Source organism: Streptomyces sp. NPDC002125 (assembly GCF_053593715.1).
In genome coordinates, this window is record NZ_JBSFDD010000010.1 from 44315 (window position 1) to 58772 (window position 14458).

Annotated in this window: 15 protein-coding genes and 1 riboswitch; of the genes, 8 read left to right on the forward strand and 7 right to left on the reverse strand. The window is 72.7% G+C overall.

The features are described from left to right. Position 1: 1 nt before the first annotated feature. A complete protein-coding gene (gene thiS / locus ACWCQM_RS18965) occupies positions 2 to 274 on the reverse strand; it encodes a sulfur carrier protein ThiS (protein ID WP_450916333.1) in 273 nt (90 codons plus the stop codon). Beyond that, positions 271 to 1467: a glycine oxidase ThiO gene (gene thiO, locus ACWCQM_RS18970; protein ID WP_450916334.1), complete on the reverse strand. Its 1197-nt coding sequence runs from the start codon at positions 1465 to 1467 to the stop codon at positions 271 to 273. The genes thiS and thiO overlap by 4 nt, the downstream gene beginning before the upstream one ends. Continuing rightward, a riboswitch (TPP riboswitch) is annotated at positions 1465 to 1577 on the reverse strand. It overlaps the preceding gene by 3 nt. A gap of 51 nt (positions 1578 to 1628) precedes the next feature. Here thiO and ACWCQM_RS18975 point away from each other — a divergent pair. The 6 genes from ACWCQM_RS18975 (at position 1629) to ACWCQM_RS19000 (ending at position 6533) form a co-directional block, all read left to right on the forward strand. After that, positions 1629 to 1970, forward strand: a complete 342-nt coding sequence (locus tag ACWCQM_RS18975; protein ID WP_450916335.1) for a hypothetical protein — start codon at positions 1629 to 1631, stop codon at positions 1968 to 1970. 29 nt (positions 1971 to 1999) lie between these two features. Continuing rightward, a complete protein-coding gene (locus ACWCQM_RS18980; RefSeq protein WP_450916336.1) occupies positions 2000 to 3232 on the forward strand; it encodes an NAD(P)/FAD-dependent oxidoreductase in 1233 nt (410 codons plus the stop codon). A 68-nt stretch (positions 3233 to 3300) separates the two neighbouring features. Next, on the forward strand, positions 3301 to 3666 hold the full coding sequence (locus ACWCQM_RS18985) for an Rv2175c family DNA-binding protein (RefSeq protein ID WP_014045440.1): 366 nt from the start codon (positions 3301 to 3303) through the stop codon (positions 3664 to 3666). A gap of 118 nt (positions 3667 to 3784) precedes the next feature. Continuing rightward, positions 3785 to 4435 (forward strand): thiamine phosphate synthase, encoded by a 651-nt coding sequence (gene thiE, locus ACWCQM_RS18990; RefSeq protein ID WP_450916337.1) that lies wholly within the window; start codon positions 3785 to 3787, stop codon positions 4433 to 4435. Positions 4436 to 4635: 200 nt separating this feature from the next. After that, positions 4636 to 5553 carry a methylenetetrahydrofolate reductase [NAD(P)H] gene (metF, locus tag ACWCQM_RS18995; RefSeq protein ID WP_450916338.1) on the forward strand — a complete coding sequence of 306 codons (918 nt, stop codon included), beginning with the start codon at positions 4636 to 4638 and terminating at the stop codon, positions 5551 to 5553. Positions 5554 to 5603: 50 nt separating this feature from the next. Continuing rightward, entirely contained in the window at positions 5604 to 6533 is a 930-nt protein-coding gene (locus ACWCQM_RS19000) for a hypothetical protein (protein WP_450916339.1), read from the forward strand. Between the two features lie 61 nt (positions 6534 to 6594). Here the strand turns inward: ACWCQM_RS19000 and ACWCQM_RS19005 are convergent, their stop codons facing one another. From ACWCQM_RS19005 to ACWCQM_RS19025, 5 genes are all read right to left on the reverse strand, one after another. Next, the gene (locus ACWCQM_RS19005; protein ID WP_450916340.1) at positions 6595 to 8091 is read right to left on the reverse strand and encodes a phytoene desaturase family protein; all 1497 of its coding nucleotides are present in this window, start codon (positions 8089 to 8091) and stop codon (positions 6595 to 6597) included. Between the two features lie 31 nt (positions 8092 to 8122). Then, entirely contained in the window at positions 8123 to 8740 is a 618-nt protein-coding gene (locus ACWCQM_RS19010) for a DUF4126 domain-containing protein (RefSeq protein WP_450916341.1), read from the reverse strand. Positions 8741 to 9091: 351 nt separating this feature from the next. Further along, positions 9092 to 9703 (reverse strand): TetR/AcrR family transcriptional regulator, encoded by a 612-nt coding sequence (locus tag ACWCQM_RS19015; RefSeq protein ID WP_267076206.1) that lies wholly within the window; start codon positions 9701 to 9703, stop codon positions 9092 to 9094. Positions 9704 to 9732: 29 nt separating this feature from the next. Continuing rightward, a complete protein-coding gene (locus ACWCQM_RS19020; RefSeq protein ID WP_450916342.1) occupies positions 9733 to 11820 on the reverse strand; it encodes a YhgE/Pip family protein in 2088 nt (695 codons plus the stop codon). After that, positions 11792 to 12592, reverse strand: coding sequence for an ATP-binding cassette domain-containing protein (locus tag ACWCQM_RS19025; protein ID WP_450916343.1), 801 nt, complete (start codon positions 12590 to 12592; stop codon positions 11792 to 11794). Before ACWCQM_RS19025 ends, ACWCQM_RS19020 begins: the two co-directional genes overlap by 29 nt. 169 nt (positions 12593 to 12761) lie before the next feature. Between ACWCQM_RS19025 and ACWCQM_RS19030 the strand changes: the two genes are divergently transcribed. Both ACWCQM_RS19030 and ACWCQM_RS19035 read left to right on the forward strand, forming a co-directional pair. Next, a complete protein-coding gene (locus ACWCQM_RS19030) occupies positions 12762 to 13301 on the forward strand; it encodes an SAV_6107 family HEPN domain-containing protein (protein ID WP_450916344.1) in 540 nt (179 codons plus the stop codon). Positions 13302 to 13403: 102 nt separating this feature from the next. After that, positions 13404 to 14162: a class I SAM-dependent methyltransferase gene (locus tag ACWCQM_RS19035; RefSeq protein WP_450916345.1), complete on the forward strand. Its 759-nt coding sequence runs from the start codon at positions 13404 to 13406 to the stop codon at positions 14160 to 14162. Positions 14163 to 14458: the final 296 nt, after the last annotated feature.

The window sequence follows — 14458 nt, forward strand, 5'->3', positions numbered from 1 at the left end:
GTCAGCCTCCCTGGACCGCGGTGAGCACCTCGACGCGGTCGCCGTCCGCGAGCAGCGTGGCGGACCACTCGCCGCGCGGGACGACCGCCTCGTTGACCGCCGCCGCGACCCCGGAACGTGCCGCGGTCAGCGTTGCGACCAGGACGTCCAGCGCGGTCCCGGCGGGGATGTCGCGCCGTTCCCCGTTGACGGAGACGGAAACCGTGGTGGGGGAGCGATCGGTAACGGTGGAGGAAGTGGAACCGGACGCGGGGTCGGGCACGGGCTGGTTCATACGGGCTGCTCCTGCGGCGCGAGGGCTTCGGGGGACGCGATGCCGGACGAGTGGCCGAAACGGTTCGGCGCGAAGGGACGGCCGACCTCGGGCAGTTCGCCGGTGGTCAGCACATGGGCCATCACCTCGCCGGTCACGGGGGTCAGCAGCACACCGTTGCGGTGGTGGCCGGTGGCGAGGTGCAGCCCGGGCAGCGCCGTCGGACCCAGCAGCGGCGCGTTGTCGGGCGAGGCGGGCCGCAGACCGGCCCGGGTCTCGGTCAGTGGCAGCTCGGTGATGCCCGGCACCAGCTCGTGGGCGTCACGCAGCAGTTCGTAGACCCCGCCCGCCGTGACCGTGGTGTCCCAGCCCATCTCCTCGGTGGTCGCGCCGACCACCAGCTCACCGTTGGCACGCGGTACGAGATAGACCTGGCTGCCGCGCACCACGGCCCGCACCGTCCTGCTGAGGAAGGGGGCGTAGGCCGGCGGAACGGTCAGCCGGAGCACCTGCCCCTTGACCGGACGCACCGGCGGCACGACCGCCTCGGGAAGCCCCGCGAGCCGGCCGCTGAGGCTTCCTCCCGCCAGTACGACCTGGTCCGCCGCCAGCTCCGTACCGTCCGCGAGAACCGCCCCCGCCGCACGGCCGCCGGTCACGGACAGCCGCTGCACCCGGTCCCGGTGGAAGACCACCCCGGCCCGCTCGCACGCCGTGACCAGCGCGGAGGCCAGCCGTCTCGGGTCCACCTGGTGGTCGCCGTCGACCCGCAGCCCGCCGCGCACACCCGGGGCGAGCATCGGCTCCAGACGGCGGCACTCGCGGCCGTTGAGCCACTCCGACTCCAGCCCCGAACGCTGCTGCAGCGCGTGCAGCTCCCGCAGATGGGCCCGGTCGTCGGAGTCCAGGGCGACCGCGAGGGTGCCGCAGGCGCGGAAGCCGGTCTCCTGCCCGCTCGCCTCCTCCAGCTCGGCCACGAACGCCGGATACCGGGCCGCGGAGGCCAGATTGAGGCCGAGCAGCATCTGCTCGCCGTAGTGGAGCTCGGTGACGGCGGCGAGCATCCCGGCGGCGACCTGGGCGGCCCCGCCTCCCGGCTCCGGGTCCGCCAGCGCGGTGCGCAGACCGTGCTGGGCCGACCGCCAGGCGGTCACCAGCCCGATGATGCCGCCCCCCACGACCAGAACGTCCGAACCGTGTGCGGAGATACGCATGGGCGTCCAGCCCCTCCCTTCGCCGGCATGACCCGGATCAGGTTCGTACGGTCGGAGGCCGGCCAGCCTCCCTCTCAGCCCGGTACGTCCGGACTCCCGCGAGTGCCTTACGGTGGCCAGCCTAGACCCCACCACCCACAGGCAGTAAGGGAGCAGTACCCGTGGCCCGTTCGCTCGACGGACTCGTCCTCTCACCCGTCGCGGACCAGGCCCCCGGCCAGGTCGGCACCCGGACCCGCTTCACGTACCACGAGCGGGGCGGCCGGATCTGGGCCGACTACGCGGGCGGCGACGTCGTCCGCGGCCACCTCGTCGGCACCCGGGAGGCGGACGTGCTGGACTTCCGCTACGTCCAGTTGAAGCAGGACGGAACGACTTCTTCCGGGCACTGCGTCTCGACCGTCACGGACCTTCCCGACGGCCGGGTCCGCCTGGACGAGACGTGGGAGTGGGAGTCGCAGGAGGGCAGCGGGACGAGTGTGGTGGAGGAGCTCGCGGACTGACGGGGCATCAGGTGATTAGGGTGGGACGGGTGAGTGAGCAGACACAGGACCCGGCAGCGGGACGGCGGCCACGTGACGTCGTGATCGTGGGGGCCGGCATGGCCGGAGTGCAGACGGCCGTGGCCCTGCGCGAACAGGGCTTCACCGGCCCGGTCACCCTCATCGGCGCCGAACCGCACCAGCCCTACGACCGCCCGCCGCTGTCCAAGGCGGTCCTGCTCGGCAAGGCCGAGGACTCCGCGTTCGACGTCGACTTCGAGGCCCTGGACATCACGCTGCGCCTCGGCCTCGACGTGACCGGCCTGCGGGCCGACGCGCACGAACTGGACACCCCCGAGGGGCCCGTCGCCTACGACGCGCTCGTCCTCGCCACCGGGGCCGAACCCGTCGTACTGCCCGGTTCCGAGGGCGTGCCCGGAGTCCATCTGCTGCGCACCCTCGACGACGCCGCCAGGCTGCGGCCCGTCCTGGACCGGCAGCACGACGTGGTCGTCGTCGGAGCGGGCTGGATCGGCGCGGAGTTCGCCACCGCGGCCCGCGCCGCCGGCTGCGCGGTCACCGTCGTGGAGGCGGCGGACCGCCCCCTCGCGGGCACGATGCCCGCCGAGGTCGCCGCTCCGATGGCCGGCTGGTACGCCGAGAGCGGAACCGAACTCCTCACCGGAGCCCTGGTCTCACGCGTCGAACCGGGCGCCGTCCACCTGGCGGACGGCCGGGTGATCCCCGCGGGCGCGGTGGTGGTCGGCATCGGCGCACGGCCCGCCACGGGCTGGCTGGCGGACTCGGGCATCGCGCTCGGCCCGGACGGATCGGTCACCGCGGACAGCTCGCTGCGCACCTCGCTGCCCGACGTCCACGCGGTGGGCGACTGCGCGTCCTTCCCCTCCGCCCGCTACGGGACACGGCTGCTGGTGCACCACTGGGACAACGCCCTCCAGGGGCCCCGGACGGTCGCCGCCGCCCTCGCGGACGGTGTGGCCAGGACGTACGACCCCGTGCCCTACTTCTGGTCCGAGCAGTTCGGCCGCTTCGTGCAGTACGCCGGGCACCACGCCGACGCCGACACGCTGCTGTGGCGGGGCGACCCGGGTAACCCCGCCTGGACGGTCTGCTGGCTGCGCGAAGGGATCCTGGTCGCCGTGCTGGCCGTCAGCCGGCCGCGTGATCTGGCGCAGGGGCGCAAGCTCGTCGAGGCCGGCGCCCGGATCGATCCGGTGCGGGCCGCCGACTCCTCCGTCCCGCTGAAATTGTCGGCGCTCTAGCGCCGGACGCGGCCCCGTACGCCCGGCCCGGCTACCGGCTGTCGGTCCGGGATGGCACGCTTGTCCTTGTGACCGAGATTGACGCAAAGATCGATGCTCTCGTCCCCGCCTGGCTCCACCTTCCCGACATCGCGGAAATGCTCGATGTCGAGGTGACGCGCGTGCGGCAGCTGGTCAAGGAAGGCCAGCTCATCGCCGTACGACGTGGTGAGAACCGGACGCTCCAGGTGCCTGCCGCCTTCATCGACGGCAACAAGGTGGTCAAGGGCCTCGCAGGGACCCTGACGCTCCTGAGGGACGACGGCTACAACGACGAAGAGATGCTGGACTGGCTCTTCACCCCCGACCCGACCCTGCCCGGAACCCCGGCGCAGGCCCTGAGCGAGAATCGCGGTACGGAGGTGAAGCGCCGGGCCCAGGCGCTCGCCGTCTGACCGGACGACCGTGAGTGGAGTGCGGGCCCCGTGACACACGCGGCCCGCACTCCGCGTTACGGCACGGCCGTCCATCGACGTACCAGAGATCCATCGACGCACCGACGGGGGAATCACCATGTCCACGCCTCGCTCCCAGCTGTCCGGCGCCCGGCTCTACCTGTGCACCGATGCCCGCAAGCGGCAGGGTGATCTCCCCGAGTTCCTCGACGCGGTGCTGTCCAGTGGTGTGGACATCGTCCAGCTGCGCGACAAGGGCATGGAGGCGGCCGAGGAGCTCGAACACCTCGCGGTGTTCGCCGACGCCTGCAAGCGCCACGGCGCGCTCCTCGCGGTCAACGACCGGGCCGACGTCGCCCACGCCATCGGCTCCGACGTGCTGCATCTCGGCCAGGGCGACCTGCCCGTGCCCGCCGCCCGCGCCGTCATCGGCCAGGAGGCCCTGATCGGCCGGTCCACCCATGCCGAGTCCGAGGTCGACGCCGCCGTCGCCGAGGCGGGCGTCGACTACTTCTGCACGGGCCCCTGCTGGCCCACGCCGACCAAGCCCGGCCGGCACGCCCCCGGCCTCGGCCTCGTGCGCTACGCCGCCTCGCTCGGCACGGCGCGGCCGTGGTTCGCCATCGGCGGGATCGACGCCGGGAATTTGGACGAGGTGCTCGACGCCGGGGCCCGCCGCGTCGTCGTCGTGCGCGCCATCACGGAGGCACCGGATCCGGCAGCGGCGTCCGAGTCCCTCGCGCGGCGCATCCGGGCCCGTTCCCTCTGAAGCGGGCCGTACCGGCCGGGAGGGCCGGCGGAGAGGGCGCTCGGGGAAGAGTCGGGAACAGGGGCCGGCCAGGGGCCCTGGGCAGGTGTCCGAGGGGGGCGTCCGTGGAGGCTGTCCGAGGGGTGGACAAAATCCGCCTCATTCCGGTCAAATCGGTCCCTCTGGTTGGGGTACCGCCGGGCCCTGGTTAACCTCCGGGTATGGCCCTTGGTACACCTTCCACCAGGACGGATCACGCACGCACCGTGCGTGAGCTCCTCGCGACCGGCGAGATGTCGTACTCGTTCGAGTTCTGGGCGCCCAAGACGGAGAAGGGCGAGCGGAATCTCTGGAACGCGCTGCGCCGGGTCGAGGCGGTGGGACCGAGCTTCGTCTCCGTGACGTACGGGGCCGGTGGTTCGACCCGGGCCGGGACCGTGCGCGCGACCCAGCAGATCGCCGCGGACTCCACGCTCACCCCGGTCGCCCACCTCACCGCCGTCGACCACTCCGTGGCCGAGCTGCGCAACATGGTCGGGCAGTACGCCGACGCCGGCATCCGCAACATCCTCGCGGTGCGCGGAGACCCGCCGGGCGACCCGATGGGCGAGTGGATCGAGCACCCGCAGGGCGTGCGCTACGCGGCCGACCTCGTCCGGCTCATCAAGGAGGCCGGTGACTTCTGCGTCGGCGTCGCGGCCTTTCCCGAGATGCACCCCCGGTCCTCCGACTGGGACTCCGACATCGGTCATTTCGTCGACAAGTGCCGGGCCGGTGCCGACTACGCGATCACCCAGATGTTCTTCGATCCGGAGAGCTATCTCCAGATGCGTGACCGTGTGGTCGCCGCGGGTTGCGACACCCCGGTCATTCCCGAGGTGATGCCGCTCACCAGCGTGAAACAGCTGGAGAGATTCGCGCAGCTCAGCAACGCGTCGCTGCCTTCCTCACTGAAAGAACGCATCCTCGCCGCCAAGGCCGACCCGGCGGCTGTACGCTCCATTGGCATCGAGTTCGCCACGGAGTTCTGCGCGAAGCTGCTCTCCGAGGGTGTCCCGGGGCTGCACTTCATCACGCTCAACAACTCGACGGCGACACTCGAGATCTACGAGAATCTCGGACTGCACAAGCAGTCCTGACCGGCCGTACCCGCCACCAACCGGGGCGGTGGCCGCAGGAGGGGGCGGGCGTGGGCTGGACGGTCCTCTACATCGCATTCGGCATAGTGGCGCTGTGGCTGCTGGGCGAGGTGCTGCTGCAGTACAAGGCGCGCCTGCGCTGGCGTCTGCTCGCCTTCGCCGGCTTCCTCGGCGTGGTCCTCGGTGTGCTCATCCCGTCCGTGCTGGTGATCGCCGTCGGGGCGATCGCCTTCGCGACGGGGCAGACCTATGTGACGCTCTCCTTCCGGCGGGGCTTCTCGACGGGATGGGCCATAGGCGGCAGCCCCGGTGAGAGCCGCCGTCGCCGCGGGGGCGGCGACCAAGGCGCGCAGAAGCCCACCCTCGAGGTCTCCGATCTGGAGTACCAGGGCGCCCCCGAGGCGGAGACCACCCACTCGGCGGTCTACGAACCCCAGCCGATGCCGGACGACACCGGGCAGTACGGCATCTACAGCGACTCCTCCACGGGCAACGGCGGCGACCGCCAAGGCCAGCATGGGCACGACCAGCACGGGGAACCGCAGCCGCAGTACGCCGCCCACGACCCGTACGCCGGTTACGGGCAGCAGGCCCAGGACCCGTACGGCCAGGGCGGCTACCCGGCCCAGGACACCTATCAGGGCCAGGGCACCTACACCGGTCAGTACGACTACGGCACGGACCCGACGGGCTACCCCGCCTACTCCGACCCGTACATCGGCACCGGAGGAGCCGCGAGCACCGGGCAGTACGCCTCGTACGACAGCTACGGCAACGGCTACGACACCTACAGCGGCGGACAGCAGCCCGCCGACCCCTACGCCGGGCAGTACGCCTCCGACACCCCGCCCGGCGGCGTGTGGGTGCCGCAGCAGCGCGAGAGCGAGCAGTACCCCCCGCTGCCGCCGGAAGCCCCCGTCCAGCCCGCCCCGTACGGGAACGGATACGACACCGGGCAGAACGAGCAGTACCGCTACTGACCGGCGTGCCTCGTCGTGGCGGCCGTGGAGGCCGCGCGGGGAACGACGGGCCGGCCGCGGCTCACTGGGAGCCGCGGAAGCCGTCCCCCTCCACGACGAGACCGGCGACCAGGGCCCCCGACATGCCGGCGTGCGCCAGCCCGCCGCCGGGGTGGGACCAGCCGCCCGCCAGATAGAGGCCCGGCAGCGGGGTGCGGTTCCCCGCGTGCAGATACCCGCCCGCCGCCCCGGCCAGGGCCGGAGCCGGCACCGAACCGCCCTCCGCTCCGGTGTCGGCCGAGGTCTCGGCGGGAGTGCGCACCTCCGTGTGGAGTATCCGCTCGCGCAGGCCGGGGACCGCCTCGGCCGCCCGGTCGACCACCGAGTCCGTGAACCGTGCGCGCAGCGCCGGGTCCGTCCAGTCGACGCGTCCCTGAGGGGCCACCGTCACCACGAGGGTCACCGCCTCGTGCTCCTCGTCGGGGCGGGTGGCCGGGTCGTCGGGCCGCAACACTGTGACCGTGGGCCGCTCGGCCGTCCGGCCGCCGAACACCGCCTCCTGCTCCGCGGCCGGGTCTCCGGCATGCACCACCGTCCGGTGCACGGCGCCCCGCTCGCGGGCGCCACTCAGCGACAGCATGACGACGAAGCGGCCCGGCACCGGCGCCTCACGCTGCCCGGCGGGCGCCGCCTCCCGGACCGGCAGGAGCCCGGGCGCGGGCTGCGCACCCAGGACCACGTGGTCGGCCTCCACACTCCGGCCGTCCGCCAGCTCGACCCCGGCGGCCCGGCCGTCCTTCTCGGTGACCCGGACCACCTCGGCGCCGAAGACGAACTCCACCTTGCGGGCCAGGCACCGCTCGTACACCGCGTCGGCCAGCGCACGCATGCCTCCGGCGACGTACCAGCTGCCGAAGGTCTCCTCCATGTACGGCAGGAGAGCGGCGGCGGCCGGGGCGCGGCGGGGGTCGAGGCCGTAGGACAGGGCGTATCCGTCGAGGAGGGCGGCCAGCCGGGGGTCGGCCAGCTCCCAGGCGCCGATCTCCTCCACCGTCCCCGCCCGCCGGGGGGACCGCAGCAGCCTGCGCACACGCACCGAGGGATAGGGGTCGCGGGCCAGCACCTCCCGGTCCTCGCGCAGCGGCTCCTCCAGCAGCGGTCTGCGCGACCGGTCCCAGGCGGTCCCCGCACGGTCCAGGAAATCTCCCCAGCGGGCGCCCGCCCCCGCCCCGAGGGCCTGGTCCAGCGCGCCCACCACCCCCGCCCGTGAGGCGTTGGGCAGCGACACCGCGGTGCCGTCGGCGAAGAGATGACGGCTCGCCGGGTCCACCTGCGTCAGCGTGACGCACTGCTCCAGCGGCTCCTTACCCGTCTTCACGAACAGGTCGCGATAGACCGCGGGCAGGTGCAGCAGTCCGGGGCCGGTGTCGAAGACGAAGCCGTCCCGGGCATACCGGCCGAGCGAGCCGCCATGGGTCCCTGACCGCTCGTACACCGTCACCCGGTGGCCTGCCACGGCGAGCCGGGCGGCCGCCGCCATCGCGCCCGTCCCGGCGCCGATCACCGCAATTCGTGCCATGTCAGTGACCTTAAGGGGTGCCACCGACAGATCATCCGGGAGGCCGGTGACCGCCCGCTCCGGCCAGGTTCCTCTCCTCGCGGCGCTGCGCCCTGCGGCGCAGGAACCGGCGGATGCGGGAGGCCAGGAAGAGCAGTGTCACCAGGCCGAGCAGGAGCAGGACGGCGGCGACGACGGCCGCGGCCACCGGGTTGAAGACCGCGAAGGTGATGATCCCGGCGACGCCGAGATCCTCCGCGACGCTGACCCCGATGTTGCTGAACGGCTCGGGGGAGGTGTTGACCGCCATCCTGGTGCCGGCCTTCACCAGATGGCTCATCAGCGCGGTGGAACCCCCGACGGCTCCGGCCGCCAGTTCCGGCAGGGAGCCGCTCTCGCCGGCCAGCAGCGCGGCGACGACCGCCCCGGCCACGGGACGGATCACCGTGTGGACCGTGTCCCAGGCCGAGTCGACGTAAGGGATCTTGTCGGCGACCGCCTCGCAGAGGAAGAGCACCCCGGCGACCACGAGCACATCCGTGCGCTGGAGCGACGCGGGCACCTCGTCGGTGAGTCCGGTCGCGCCGAAGACGCCGAGGAGGAGGACCACCGCGTAGGCGTTGATCCCGCTCGCCCAGCCGCTGGTGAACACCAAGGGGAGTACGGACACGGACGCGATCGTAGCCAGTGGGGCCGCTGCCGGGGTGGGCGCTGCCACACAGGCCTGAGTATCTCTACCTAGTGCGCGAGATGAGTAGGGATGCGGATAGGCCCTGACCTGCGCGGACGGAAGAGTGGAGACCACGGAAGGGGCACGGCGCCCGGACCGCCGACACGGGGCGGCGGAACGGAGCCGCACCCCGGAAGCAACGGGGGCACACGACGCGGAGCTCCGGGACCACGGGGGAACGAGGTCACGGGGGAGGGCTCCGCGGCGGTACCGGGCGCCGGTCCGGTGGAATTCGGGGGGATCGAATTCCACCGGGCCGGCGCTTCTCCGCGTGCCGGGAGCCCTGGGGCCTCAGTGCCCGCTGACGCGTCCGTGCAGCAGCAGGGACAGGGCGGAGTGCACGTCGTCGAGCGTCCGCTCCGGCTGGAACGCCTGCCAGTCGAGGGCCGCCACGAGCACCATCCCCACCAGGGCCGCGGCCGTCAGCTGTACGTCGATCTCCTCGCTGAGCTCGCCGTTGGCGACGCCCTCCCGGAGTACGCCCTCGACGACGGCGACCGCCTGCTGGCGCAGCACGAGAAGGGTCGACTGCCATGCGCGGTTGGTGCGCCAGAGCTCCGCGACGTACAGCTGGGTGAAGGCCGGGTAGCGGTCGATGAAGACCAGGCCCGCCCTGATCATCGCGTCCAGCGCCTCCACGCGGGTGCCGCCGCGTGCGTCCGTCCCGTCGGCGGCGGTGCGCAGCGACTGCGTGAGCAGTCCGACGCCGTGCCGCAGCAGCTCCTCGAAGAGCTCGGTCTTGCTCTTGAAGTTGTAGTAGACCGTGCCCTTGGCGACCCCGGCCCGCTCCGCGATCTCGTCCACCGTGGTCGCGGAGAAGCCCTTCTCCGCGATGAGGGTGACCGCCGCCTCGTAGAGCTTCTGCCGGGTGATCTGGCGGCGTGTGGTGCTACTGCTGTCCATACGCACGATTCTCACAGGTCCCGGCGCCGTCACAGACTCAGCTCCGGGTGGAGCCGGTCCAGGGTCCACACCTGCTTGCGGCGGGCGGACAGCGCGGTCAGCGCCAAGGCGCCCGCGGTGAAGGCCAGCAGGACCGCGCAGCCCTGCCAGACGGGGCCGAGTCCGCCGCCCGTGATCAGCCGGCGCAGCCCCTCCACGACATAGGTCATCGGCAGATAGGGGTGGATCGCCCCGAAGAACCCCGGGCTGGTCTGGACGGGGTAGGTGCCTCCGGCCGAGGTCAGCTGGAGCATCAGGACCGCCAGGACGAGGATCCGTCCCGCGGCGCCGAAGCGGGCGTTCAGCCACTGCACGATCGCGGCGAAGCAGCAGGTGACCAGGGCCAGGAAGCCGAGCGTCCCGGCGGCGTGCGTCATCTGCAGCCCGAGCCGCCAGTGCAGCACGGACATCAGGGCCGCGACCTGGAGCAGCCCGATCGCGGCGACCGGCAGCCAGCCCGCGAAGGCGATGCGCCACGCCGGGGCCCCGGCCGACAGCGCCCGCCGGTTGAGCGGCTGGATCAGCATGTAGGCCACCATCGCCCCCACCCACAGCGAGAGCGGGATGAAGTACGGGGCGAAGCCGGTGCCGTAGTTGGGCGCCGCGTGCAGCGAGGAGGAGGCCAGCTGAACGGGGTCCGCCATGACACCGGTCCGGGCGTCGCGGTCCTCCTCGTCGTAGTCGGGGATCCTGCCGACGCCGTCGTTCAGGCCTTGGGCGAGCGTCGCGGAGCCGTCGCCGAGCCGGTACAGCCCGCTCTTCAGGCCGGCCGCGCCCGTCTTGAGCTTCTTGACCCCGGCGTCCAGATCGCCCGCGCCCGTCCTGGCGGTGCCCAGTCCGGTGTGGAGCGCGTCGGCGCCCGAGGCGACCTTGTGCGCCCCGGTGTTGAGCTTGTTGATCCTCGCGACGGCCGACTCCAGGTCCGTGTCGAGGTGCGGCGAGCGCTTGGCGAGCGCGTCCGCCTGCTTCTCCAGGGTGGCCAGCCGGGTGCGCAGCTCGGCGAGGTCGCCCTTCTGGTTCGTGACCAGGGCGTTCACGTCGTCGGCGACATCGGCGACGTCCGCCGCCGCGGTACTGGCCCGCTTCAGCTGCGGGCAGACCCCGGGATCGGGCAGGGGCTGCTCCTCGCAGCGCGCGCGGTACACCTCGGCCAGTTCGCCGGAGGCCGTGTGGGCGGCGGCCGAGGCGGTGGGCGCCGTCTCCACCAGCAGGTCGAGGTTGTCCCGTACGGCCTTCGACGAGTCGGCGACCAGCCGGGCCGTGTCACCGATGGCCTTGCCGTTGTCCTTGAGGAAGGGGCGTATGTCGGTGGCGGCCTTGTTCACCCCGTCGGCGAGCAGCTGGGTGCCGACGGCCACCTGCCGGGAACCCGTCTCCAGGTCGCCCGCGCCCTTGTCGAGCCGGGTGATGCCCGTGGAGAGCCTGCCGCTTCCCGACGTGGCGTCCTTCAGGCCGGCCGCGAGCTCCTTGGAGCCCTCCTTCGCCTTCTTGATGCCGCTTTCGAGGTCGTCGGCCCCCTTGGCCGCCTTCGCCGTCGCGTCGTGCAGGCCGGAGAAGTCGATGAAGATCCGGTCGAGGAAGCCGCGTGAGGCCTTCGTGGACGCGGCGCTGCGGACCTCGGCGAACACCGTCCTGGAGATCTGGCCGACGATGTAGTTGTTGGCATCGTTCGTTCGGACCTGGAGGGCGCCGGTCTCCGGGGCGTCCCCGGCGCTCGACGCGATCCGCTCGCTGAAGTCCGCGGGCACGGTCAGCGAGAGGTAGTACGTCCCGTCCTCCAGGCCCCGCTCGGCCTCGGCGGAGCCGACCTCGTGCCAGTCGAAGACCTCGGAGTCGAGGAGCCGGCCGGCGATCTCGTCCCCCGCGGCGAGGTGTTCGCCCCCGGTCCGTGTGCCCTTGTCGTCGTTGACCAGGGCGACGGGGATGCGGTCGAGCCGGCCGTACGGGTCCCAGAACGACCAGAGGTAGAGGGCCCCGTAGAGCAGCGGCAGCAGGAGGAGTGCCACGAGTGCGGCACGCGGCATCCGGCCCCTGCCGAACCTCCGCAGCTCAAGCGCGGCCAGCTTCGGCGATCGCATCGGCCGACTCCTTCTCCGTGGTCGTCTCCTCGGTGGCCCCGCGGGCCGTGTCGCCGGTGGGCGTCCCGGCCCCGTCCGCCGGGCGGGTGCGCACGGTCAGCGCGTCCTCGGGCGCCTCGCTGCACACGGCCAGCACCGTGGTGCCGCCGTCCGCGAGGGTGCGCAGCAGCTCCCAGGCCCGCGAACGGTCCGCCGCGGAGAGCTTGAGGTCGGTGTCGTCCACCGCGAGGAGCTTCGGACGGCCCATCAGGGCGAGGGCGACGGACAGACGCAGCGCCTCGATGCGCTCCAGGTCGCGCACGGAGGTCCGCTCGGCCTTGGGCAGGGCCGCGGGGTCCAGTTCGGCAGCCTCCAGGGCGGTGTCGATCAACGACCGGGTCGTGGCGGTGCGCTGGGCGCGGGAGCGCAGCAGGGCGCGGGGCGAGGAGTCGAAACGGCGCTGGAGCAGGGCGCGTTCCCGCAGGTGCTCGGCGACGGTGAACGAGGGGTCCAGCTCGCTGACCCCCGGGACGGGGCCCAGCGCGCTGAACCGGCGTACGGCGGCGAGCCGGCCGGGGAGGCGCTCACCACCGACCTCGGCGTGGCCCCGGGTGGCGCGCATCCTGCCGGTGAGCGCGAGCAGCAGGCACGTGCGGCCGGAGCCGGACGGCCCCTCGACCGCGACGAGCGATCCGGGATCCGCGGTGAACCCCACATCCCGGAAGGCCCAGCCTCGCGGCCCCTTCAGTCCGAAGTCCTCGGCGCTCAGCGCCGCCCCCTGCGGGCTGTCCACGACCCCACCCCCATTGTTTGCACTGACCGGTCAGTGCAAAAAGCTAACCCGAACTCGCACTCGAGGCAAAGTGCCAGGTCGGAGGAGGATTCCGGGGAATTGTCAGTGGGGGCCGTCACGATGGATACAGACGGCCACAGAGCCGTCACACGACGACAGGAGGTTCGTCATGGCCAGCTCGTCCGCAGCCGCCGCCCCGCGGCGCCGCGCAGGCAGCCCTGCCCCCTCACTGACCGGTCCGGCAACCGACGTCCACCCCGTGCTCCGCCGCGCCACGGCGCCGCCCGCCGCCCTCGATCTGCTCGCCCAGGCCCACGCGGGGCTGGACGAGGCCGCCGTGCTCGACGTGCCCAACGAGCGGTACGCCACCGCACATCTCGCCGCGCTGCGCACCGCGGCGGCCGTCCTCGCCGCCCGTGGCCGGCCCGAGACGAACAAACGCCGCAGGGAGCGGATTCGCAGCGCCTGGGAGGTGTTGCCCGACATCGCTCCCGAACTCACCGAATGGAGCGCCCTGTTCGCCTCCGGAGCCCGGCGGAGGGCGCGTGCGGAGGCGGGCATACCCGGCGCCGCCAGCAGCCGGGACGCGGACGACCTGCTGCGCGACGCGGCCATGTTCCTGCGCCTGGTCGAGCGGCTGCTGGTCCTCCAGCCCGTCCTTCCGCAACCCCGGCGGGACGGACAGGACCGGCGGTGCGACGGGGAGTGACCGGGAGGGCGGTGCGAGGCAATAGGGTGGAGAGGACCCGTATCACCTGCACCGTTCACGCCCCGCCGTCCGTGGCGGTACCGCGCCGAGGAGTCAATCGCCGTGTCGGACCAGCTGCGCCCCCGCGCCTCCCTCCGTACCGCTGTGGTCTGGGAGGTTCTCAAGGACGCCCTCGAGCGCCGGGTCAAGGCGACCGGCAGGGAAGCCCTGGACGTGCTGGACACCGGCGGGGGTACCGGCAATTTCGCGGTGCCCGTCGCCCGCCTCGGCCACCGGGTCACCGTCGTCGACCCCAGCCCCAACGCCCTGTTCGCGCTGGAGCGCCGTGCCGATGAGGCCGGGGTCGCCGACCGGGTCCGCGGTGTCCAGGGCGACATCCTCGGCCTGTTCGACGTGGTGGAGCGTGACGCCTACGACGCGGTGCTGTGCCACGGCGTTCTGGAGTACGTGGACGACCCCGCCGAAGGAGTGCGGAACGCGGTCGACGCCCTCCGCCCCTCCGGTGCGCTCAGCCTGCTCGGTGCGGGACTCGGCGGTGCCGTCCTGGCCAGGGCACTCGCGGGACACTTCGCCGAGGCCCGGCAGGCGCTGACGGACCCCGACGGGCGGTGGGGCGGCGGCGACCCCGTGCCCCGCAGGTTCACCGCCGGCCAGCTGTCGGCGCTCGTCACCGACGCCGGTGTCGAGGTCGGCGCGGTGCACGGGGTGCGGGTCTTCGCCGACCTCGTGCCCGGCGTTCTCGTGGACACCGAGCCGGGTGCGATGGAGGAGCTCCTCAGGCTGGAGGCGGCCGTCGCCGAACTGCCGGCCTTCCACTCCGTGGCGACCCAGCTGCACGTTCTGGGAGAGAAGCGCGCCTGAGCCGTGACGCGGAGCCCGCACGAGCATGGACGCGGAGTGACCGGAGCACGGCTGATCAGCAACGCAGCTGCAGACGGAGTACTGCCCAGAACACCCGATCGGGCCGCGAGCCCCGTATGATCGGGTGACACCATCCGGCATGACGGATCGGAGGTCGGGGAATCTACGCCTCAGCAGCCGAGCCGACATGGCGGTCCGGACTGGCTATGGCTAGAGGGCGGGTTTCACGGGGGCGAATCCCTGCCTATCCTGGAAGGGCCGCATACCGGTCGCCCCCGCGGCCGACGACGAGGAGG

Coding starts and splice junctions, on each gene's coding strand:
- thiS (WP_450916333.1), bottom strand. CDS start 274: ATGAACCAGCCCGTGCCCGACCCCGCGTCCGGTTCCACTTCCTCCACC.
- thiO (WP_450916334.1), bottom strand. CDS start 1,467: ATGCGTATCTCCGCACACGGTTCGGACGTTCTGGTCGTGGGGGGCGGC.
- thiE (WP_450916337.1), top strand. CDS start 3,785: ATGTCCACGCCTCGCTCCCAGCTGTCCGGCGCCCGGCTCTACCTGTGC.
- metF (WP_450916338.1), top strand. CDS start 4,636: ATGGCCCTTGGTACACCTTCCACCAGGACGGATCACGCACGCACCGTG.
- ACWCQM_RS19005 (WP_450916340.1), bottom strand. CDS start 8,091: ATGGCACGAATTGCGGTGATCGGCGCCGGGACGGGCGCGATGGCGGCG.
- ACWCQM_RS19015 (WP_267076206.1), bottom strand. CDS start 9,703: ATGGACAGCAGTAGCACCACACGCCGCCAGATCACCCGGCAGAAGCTC.
- ACWCQM_RS19020 (WP_450916342.1), bottom strand. CDS start 11,820: ATGCGATCGCCGAAGCTGGCCGCGCTTGAGCTGCGGAGGTTCGGCAGG.
- ACWCQM_RS19030 (WP_450916344.1), top strand. CDS start 12,762: ATGGCCAGCTCGTCCGCAGCCGCCGCCCCGCGGCGCCGCGCAGGCAGC.